We start from the raw sequence: 8,081 nt of genomic DNA, 5'->3' as shown, positions 1-8,081 counted from the left end.
TATTTATCTCCTCTTTCTGTTAATTCCACAAGTTTGAAAAATCCATCCCAAATTAATAGATCCATGGAACAAAAAGTAACTGGCAAGGTCAAATATTATATTGTCCAGCAGGGTTGGACAGTGTCATTGCCGGGGACAATTACGGGTGTATTATCCCCTGATACTGGTGAAATCAATTTAAACTCAACAGATGCAGTTATATCATATGGTGGGGTGAAATATCCTGTAACAATGCAAATTGAAGGAACAGTGAAAAATAAATAAGGTTAATTTTTATCAGATTTACAATTTTGGCATTAAATTAGTGGGAATTGTATAATCACATCTTACATTTCAATAATTACCTTCTGCTCACCTCTTTTCTCATCCTTTGATTCAATGAAAAGGGCTAACATCGATCCCCCTATCAGGATTACTGCGGCCACAACAAAAATCGTATGATATGCCAGTATTTGTGCATCCAGACTGATAAGCCCGGTTACCGTCTTCATAACCTCTGGAGTATGCAGATAAATACTTGAATATCTGGAGAGATCAATGACATTGTCTTCTATGGAGTTATTGAGAATGGTGGTAAACAGAGCGATTCCAAATGCTCCTGCAATATTTCTGACCAGAGCGAGAACAGCAGATGCACTGCCAATCTCTTCCGGAGGAACCAGGGATGTTATTGCAACGGTTCGCTGGGCCATTCCAAGTCCCATCCCGAGTGCCATCACGCTAAAGGGGATGATCACATCCCAGGTACTTGACCGTGGATCCAGTCCGGTAAAGAGGTAAATCCCGAATGCTGCCAAGGCTGTGCTTGTAGCAATAATGTACCTCGTCTGAACCTTTCCGATGAAGGATGACCCATATAATGCACCGATAATCATGAAACAGGCGAACGGGATAAACTGAAGTCCGGTTTCTGTAGCAGTGTACCCGAGAAATGTCTGGTCAAACACCGGAATTAAGAAAATAACTCCCATCATGCACATGAAGACCACGAAATTGTTACCAAGGGTATGTGCGAATGAAGGGATTCTCAGATACCTGAAATCGATCACCGGTTCAGGATGTCGGGAATCAATCAGGTAAAATATGTAGAAAGACACCCCTGAAAGGGCGAAACTGAAGAGTATGGGAAGTGATGTCCATCCCCAGTCATATCCTTTGTCAAGGCCCAGGACGAGAAGTGCGAGTGCCATACCAAGACTTGAGGCACCATACCAGTCAAAGTTCTCACTCTGGTGATCAGAGACAGATTCAGGAATGAAAGCAATAGCCATAAGAATTCCAATGATCCCTATTGGGAGGTTTATTAAAAACACCGATCTCCATCCGAAATTATCAATCAACGGACCACCAATCAGGGGCCCGAATACTGCAGAAGCAGCAAAAGCTGACGACCAGATACCAAGGGCCTTGCCTCGTTCTTTTCTATCACTGAATGTTATTGTCAGGATAGCCATGGCAGTTGGATAATCAGCAGAACTGGCAATTGCCTGAATCACCCTGAAAACAATCATTGATCCAAGATCCCAGGCAAATCCCGCAAGAATTGATCCAAAGATAAAGATGCCAAATCCCCAGAGATAGACCCGTTTTCTTCCCCTGGTATCCCCAAGTTTACCCCATATCGGTACAAAAACCGCATTTGCAAGGATATAAGCGGTTGATATCCAGCCGGCATCTGATGTCGTGATTGCAAAATCGTCCATGATCTTGGGAACAGCAAGTGAAACGATTGTCTGATCCAGCCTGCCAAGAAATGTACCTATGATCACGGTGAAGAGGATCATCCATTTGAGGCGATTATATCCATTCATAGCAACCCTCATGGGGCCATTTTTTGACCCCATACGAAACATCTGAAAACAAAAAGTTCATGAAATGGTTACCTGATGATCCAGATCTTTGCGGACATGCCAGGTTTCAGATCAGGATATGCATCCACATAATACTCTACTGTCACCTCAAACTCCTGTTCCTGACGTTTATCTGATATACTAAAGACGATGTCGCCTTCCCGTGCAATTGGTGCTACCTTTTCCACTGTACCATAGAATACCTCTGATGGAAATGCATCCACGGTGAATCGGGCCTGTTGTCCGGGATGAATATCTTTCAGGCCCTTGTCTTCTTTAATTCTGCCAATTACCCGGAGTTTTTCTGTGTCTATCATTGAGATGACAGGAGTCTGTGTGCCTACCATCATTCCGGGTGTATCCTCTATTTTTGTGATGATTCCAGCGATTCTTGAATGAATTGCTTCACCATTGACCCTGGCGAGTTCCTGGTTTCTCCTGACAGTGTCTCCCTCAGTGACATAGATCTTTTCAAGAATTCCTGCATTTGTGGGGCTGATGGTAATAACCGGTGCTGTTATTGTGCTGTCCTCGATATACACCGTGCTCTGGAGCTCGTTATAAATGAGTAATCCAGAGATACCCGAGAGTATCAGCAGGAGAATAACCCCTTTCCAGAACAGACGGTGGTGCCTGATCCTTTGTAGAGGATTTTCTTTGGCATTCTCTGTGTTTGGTGGAGATGGTTCTGGTCGATTAACAACCTCATCATGTGAGTCCATGTAATCCTCCCTTCATCTCCGGATAAGGCCTGAAATTTTTCGTCCTGAATTAAATTTTCTGGCAATAACAAGGATTATGCCAAGTATCAGAATGATCCCGATACCTATTACTATCAGGGTAGTACTGACACCAAAAAGTCCGGGTTCTCTCTTTTTTTGGAATGAATTTAATTCAGGATGTGACAGGTTAATGGTGGTTGTATCAGAGCAGGAATCCCCTTCAATGTCCTTGTAACTGATTGTGAGAGGAAAAGTGTCTCCAGGGCATGTGAGTGATATCTTGAAGTTTGCAGATTCATCAGGCTGCAGATTTCCAACCACATATGCCGGGCTTGGGTCAACTGATGAGGCCGGCGATCCTACAGACAGGACGATACTATGTGCAAATTCAAGGCCATTGTTTACGATATTTCCCTTCAAAGTGTAAAAATCATCAGACCTGGTAACATCAAGATCGCTGACGATGGGTTCGGCACGAACATTCCTGATCCCTGTTTCAACCGGAACCTCCAGGCTGACCAGGTGTTTGTTGTCACCGTTCTTGTATGAAGTATCAACAGTGAGGTTGGTCTCATTGTGAGGAGTAATTTCAAGGGTAACATTCTTCTGGCCATTTGGTTCCAGTTTTCCGATAAATACCGATGATTGGGTTGAGGTAATGCCCTCTCCTTTTGGAGTGACAATCACTCCATCAATACTGTCTTTGCGGGGATTTCCTACTGTAAGATGTATCTGGTCCTTGCGATCCTTCGTGTATGTATCTGGCGAGTCAATGACTGAAACCTGAAGCTCAGAACTCTCCACTGTCACTGGTATGTAATATCGAAGGGACCCGGATCCCATGAAATCAAGATAGAATTTGAGGTAATAGGTACCATCCCCGTGATCAGCCTTTATTGTAAAAGCAAATTTCATATTATTTCCGGGACCGAGAGTTCCGACTGATTCATATGTCTGATCATTAAGAATTGTCAGATCTTCACATGATAGTTCAGCCCTTCGGATTGCGACGCTCTGGTTTCCAGAATTCCTGACCTGAATGACGATATTTCCAGTATCGCCCTTCATGAGAATTTCCGGATCAATGGTTACATTCTGAACTGATATCTGGGCTGCTTCGTGATCTACTGGCGTTTCAAGTGCATATGATGGAAGTATTCCGCCTATCATAGCACACATGAGAATGAGAATGACGTATGTATGGTTCATGATACACCTGGGTGATTGCTGAATTCAGATGCTATGCATAGTGTCGGAAGCAAGTTATAAAACAGTGTTGTAACTATTATAGTAACACATGACAAATCTCATTGAAAATCTGGTAAAACTTGGTCTCAAAGAATATGAAGCAAAAATCTATATTGCACTCGTTGGAATCAGGGAAGCAAATGCCCGAACAATACATGAGATAAGCGGGGTGCCACGCCCACGTGTATATGATATTCTCAATGAACTGACAGCAAAAGGATTTGTTGAAATCAGGGAAGGAAGTCCTCTTTTTTACCGGTTTGTTCCCCCTGATATTGTAATCTCAAAACTTCAAAACGAGCTGAACCGTGCTGCAGAGGAGAGTATTGCAATACTTGAGACCCTCTCGACACAGAAGGATGAAGAGTATGTCCCCCTCTGGCATGTGAAAGGTGACTGGAGTATCAAGCGGCATCTGAATCTTCTTATTGAACGAATGACCGGAAGTCTCTCGATTCTGGTACTTGAAAAAGATGTACCTGACCGGTATCTGACACAGATTCGGGAAGCAGCTAAAAAAGGTGAGGTTAGTCTTCTTTTTAAACCCGGTATAACGTATTCAGGTCCCCGGATACCTGGAGTCATCTATTACCAAATTGACAAATTGAATGATTTTTTTCGCGAGAATATTTTTGAAAAAGCTTTTGCAAATCCCCTCATCAGGAAAAACCAGGTGTTTTTCCTCGAAAGCCTGATTATTTCTGAAGATACCGAAGTAATGAGTATCTATACTGTCAACGAAGAACGGATGGCATTTATCAATACACTTCCCATCAGTCTGTATCTTCAGAATATGACATTTGATCTGATGTTATCAGGAGCATTGAAGAGCATGGAAGAGGATGATAATCCTCAACAAATGAAAAAGTGATTCAGGTCCTATTGACCTAGATCCCGAAGCATTCTTGGGATATCAAGCCATATGATCAGATCAGTTTTTTCAGACTCTCGATCTCCTTGTTTTTGCTTAATGATCCCAAGAATATATGATGTATCATCCTTATCACAGGTTTTTTGATCGATATGGGATGTGGTTACTGACATGACGGTGGTTACATCATCCACGAGAATTCCGGTCTTTCCCTTGGTAACTGAACTATCAATTACAATGATTCGTGACTGCTCCTGATTCTTTTTGTGGGCAGAAATTCCCATCTTTTCTTTAAGATCGATGATTGTGGTTATCTCTCCTCTGAGATCAATTATCCCTTTAATATATCTGGCACTTCCCGGAAGTGGAGTGATCCTTGTATATTCTACAATCTCTCTCACGTCAAAAAGATTGATTGCAAATTGATCTTCTTCAAGAAGAAATTCAACGACCTGGATCTCTTCAGCAGATCCGGAAGATGATGAATGAACTGGCACAGGAGCTCTTGCTTCTGCTTCTGCCATGATATCAGGCTACCTTAAATTTCGTCATCTCGCCTGAAATATTTTCGACAATACGGACAACCCCACCCATAATTCTTCCCACTTCATCAATTGATGCACTTGCTTCTTCTGTCGCAGCTGCTGCATCCCCGGCCTCACGAGAGGTATTTTGAACAAGGTTCGCAACCTCCTGGATGCTGGCTGTAACCTCTTCAACCGATGCAGCCTGTTCTTCAGATGCTGAAGCTACCTCTACAATATTCTGGTTAATCTCTTCGATAGTATTGGCAATTTTATTAAATGCGGTTAGGGTCTGTTCTAACGCAGAACTGCCCTCTTTAACTGCACCTGTTGATTTACCCATGGCCTGTGTAGCCTGATTTGCTTTCGTCTGGAGTGTTGCTATCATATCTGCAATATTTTCTGCTGATTTACGTGAATCCTGGGCAAGAGATTTGACTTCTGCAGCTACAACAGCAAACCCTCTTCCTGCTTCACCAGCACGTGCAGCCTCAATTGCAGCATTGAGGGCGAGTAAATTTGTCTGATTTGCAATATCTGATATTAACCGAACTATCTTACCGATTTCATCCATCTGGGAATTAATCCCATTAACAATAGAATTAACTTCATTTGTTGAAGTTGTAATATCTCCCATGGCTTTTTCAGACTGCTTTGCAAGAGTGATTCCCCCTTTTGCAAGTGAATTTGTCTCATTAGATGCTACTGATACAGATTCGGTTTTTTGTGAAACCGCTGACACTGTCTCATTGAGATCTTCCATTGCTTTTAGGACCTGCACAATTCCATCTCCACCCTGATCAGCATTCTGGCTTACCTTTCCGGTATTTGCGGCAATCTGATGTGCTCCGGCAAGGACCTCTTCAATACTTGCATTTGCCTCTTCTGCACTTGAAGCCAGGTCACTTACACTCTTATTGATGAGAGATATCGCTTCTGAAATCTGAATACCAATATTATTCAGTTCTTTTTTAAACTGAATCCAGTCGCCTTTAATGTCTATTGTTGGGTCAAATCTTGTAGTGAAGTTGTAATTCGCATAATTACCAGCAACCTTCATGGACTCAACTATTGGTATGTTTATTGAATCCAGGGTTTTATTCATTCCTTCAATGATTTCACGATAATCGCCCTCATGAACTGAAGAATCAGATCTGAATTTGAGATCCCCGGCTATTGCAGCGTTGGCAATAGCGTTTGAATCCTTAACAAGATGAGTAATGGCTTTTCGGGCAGTATCTATGGCCTGTCCGATTTTTACAAACTCTTCTCTGGCAGATGCTGAATACTCATCAGCATCAAGGATTTTTACATTAAATGTTGTATCTCCTTTTGCAAGAGAACTGATATTATTTTGGACCTCCTCAACCGACTTATTCAGGTACTGGACCAGCGATCGTATTGCGGTCATATCAGAGAATATTTCGATGAACCGGATTACCGTGCCCTTTTGATCCATAATTGGGATGTATACATAGTCGAGATGCCTGATCCCTGCAGGTGTCTCGGATATAACCTTTCCTCTGGCAGGTTGTTTTGTCTGTAAGGCATCTCTTATCGTCTGGCCTTCCCGCTCCAGAATCGTCATATCGGTTAGTTTCATCCGTGTGATATCTTCGTGACTATATCCAAGCATTTTGGAACATGCAGGATTTGCTTCAGTTATCCTCATATCCGTGTCCATCATCATGATGGCATGAGGGTTTTCACGAATGAATGCCTCTATTTCATTTACATATGCTACCTGGTCTGATACATCAATATACATCGCAACAATACTTGTCACAGCATCATTAGCATCAAGAACCGGAATATATGTATAGTCAAGAGTTTTTACTGCCCATCCAAAGTCAACTACCATTCTCCCTTTTGACGCCAATTTGGAAGATACTACTTCAGATATTGAAGGGCCATCCCTTTTTATGTAGTTTAGATCTCTTCCATTCATTGTGAGCAATTTGTCTTCAGATATGTGAGAGATCCCGAGGAATGCTTTATTTACTGATAGAATATTCCCTTGTATATCTAGAGACATGATAGATGCAGGATTCTCTTTAATCAGGGAATCAGATTCAGTAATCTTCTCCATCAAAGCAGTGACATCTGCAAATATATCGAAGACCTTAGTGACCTTTCCAGCTTTGTCAAATATTGGAATGTAGGTGTATTCCAGATGTCTGATTCCAGCTGGAAAGAGGCATGTAATCTTTCCTCCCATGGCTTTCTTATTGTTTATGGCATCTGCAGCAGTTGCACCCACACGATCTGTAGATTTGAATTCTTTGTGTTGCATCCGAACTGCCTGGTCATGTGAGTACCCTGATATAATACAAAACGCCGGGTTTACATCCATTACCTCCATTTCCGGACTGAGAGTCATAATCGCGTGAGGATTCTCGCCAAGAAATGATTCCATCTCATCCAGACGTGAGACTTGTTCTGTGACATCAATATACATCGCAACCAGACTGGTCACTGTATCATTTGCATCACGGACGGGAATATATGTAAAATCAAGGGTTCTTACACTCCATCCAAAGTCAATTACCAGCATTCCTTTAGATATCTCTCCATTACTTAGAATTTCAGATAATGGTAGACCATCCTGGCTGATAATGTTAAATTCCTGCAACTTCATTGAGAGAAGCTTTTCCTCAGACAAATGTGATATTGCAATAAATGATGGATTAACTGAAAGAATCTTTCCACTTGGTTCAACTGTCAGGATTGACGCCGGGTTCGCTTTTATCAGACTCTCTGATTCATTAATTTTTTCTACAAGTGCAGTAACATCTGCAAATATATCGAAGACCTTAGTGACCTTTCCAGCTTTGTCAAATATTGGAATGTAGGTGTATTCCAGATG

The 8,081-nt window shown here is 42.0% G+C and carries 7 protein-coding genes; 2 read left to right on the top strand and 5 right to left on the bottom strand.

Translation table 11 applies throughout. The features are described 5' to 3' along the window. Positions 1 to 264 (top strand): hypothetical protein (locus tag VN429_RS06585; RefSeq protein ID WP_325631191.1); only part of this gene is annotated, 264 nt, incomplete at its 5' end. Between the two features lie 62 nt (positions 265 to 326). On the opposite strand, the gene VN429_RS06580 is transcribed toward VN429_RS06585, so the two are convergent. From VN429_RS06580 to VN429_RS06570, 3 genes are read right to left on the bottom strand one after another with little or no spacing between them, the layout of a single operon-like run. Next, complete coding sequence (locus VN429_RS06580; RefSeq protein ID WP_325631189.1) at positions 327 to 1,844, bottom strand: MDR family MFS transporter; 1,518 nt, start codon at positions 1,842 to 1,844, stop codon at positions 327 to 329. A 35-nt stretch (positions 1,845 to 1,879) separates the two neighbouring features. After that, positions 1,880 to 2,572: an efflux RND transporter periplasmic adaptor subunit gene (locus VN429_RS06575; RefSeq protein WP_325631187.1), complete on the bottom strand. Its 693-nt coding sequence runs from the start codon at positions 2,570 to 2,572 to the stop codon at positions 1,880 to 1,882. A 12-nt stretch (positions 2,573 to 2,584) separates the two neighbouring features. Next, positions 2,585 to 3,781: a COG1361 family protein gene (locus tag VN429_RS06570; protein WP_325631185.1), complete on the bottom strand. Its 1,197-nt coding sequence runs from the start codon at positions 3,779 to 3,781 to the stop codon at positions 2,585 to 2,587. Between the two features lie 88 nt (positions 3,782 to 3,869). Here VN429_RS06570 and VN429_RS06565 point away from each other — a divergent pair, with 88 nt between their 5' ends. Further along, the gene (locus tag VN429_RS06565) at positions 3,870 to 4,691 is read left to right on the top strand and encodes a TrmB family transcriptional regulator (RefSeq protein WP_325631183.1); all 822 of its coding nucleotides are present in this window, start codon (positions 3,870 to 3,872) and stop codon (positions 4,689 to 4,691) included. 8 nt (positions 4,692 to 4,699) lie between these two features. On the opposite strand, the gene VN429_RS06560 is transcribed toward VN429_RS06565, so the two are convergent. Both VN429_RS06560 and VN429_RS06555 read right to left on the bottom strand, forming a co-directional pair. Then, positions 4,700 to 5,215, bottom strand: coding sequence for a chemotaxis protein CheW (locus tag VN429_RS06560; protein WP_325631181.1), 516 nt, complete (start codon positions 5,213 to 5,215; stop codon positions 4,700 to 4,702). 4 nt (positions 5,216 to 5,219) lie between these two features. Then, the coding region (locus VN429_RS06555) for a methyl-accepting chemotaxis protein (RefSeq protein ID WP_325631179.1) at positions 5,220 to 8,081 on the bottom strand (2,862 nt) is incomplete at its 5' end.

It is taken from the genome of Methanospirillum sp. (assembly GCF_035560735.1).
Lineage (GTDB): Archaea > Halobacteriota > Methanomicrobia > Methanomicrobiales > Methanospirillaceae > Methanospirillum.
This window is presented reverse-complemented; position numbering and strand designations above follow the sequence as displayed.

What these genes read in the sequence shown, in the direction of transcription:
- VN429_RS06575 (WP_325631187.1), bottom strand. Translation starts at nt 2,572, where the DNA reads ATGGACTCACATGATGAGGTTGTTAATCGACCAGAACCATCTCCACCA.
- VN429_RS06560 (WP_325631181.1), bottom strand. Translation starts at nt 5,215, where the DNA reads ATGGCAGAAGCAGAAGCAAGAGCTCCTGTGCCAGTTCATTCATCATCT.
- VN429_RS06565 (WP_325631183.1), top strand. Translation starts at nt 3,870, where the DNA reads ATGACAAATCTCATTGAAAATCTGGTAAAACTTGGTCTCAAAGAATAT.
- VN429_RS06570 (WP_325631185.1), bottom strand. Translation starts at nt 3,781, where the DNA reads ATGAACCATACATACGTCATTCTCATTCTCATGTGTGCTATGATAGGC.
- VN429_RS06580 (WP_325631189.1), bottom strand. Translation starts at nt 1,844, where the DNA reads ATGGGGTCAAAAAATGGCCCCATGAGGGTTGCTATGAATGGATATAAT.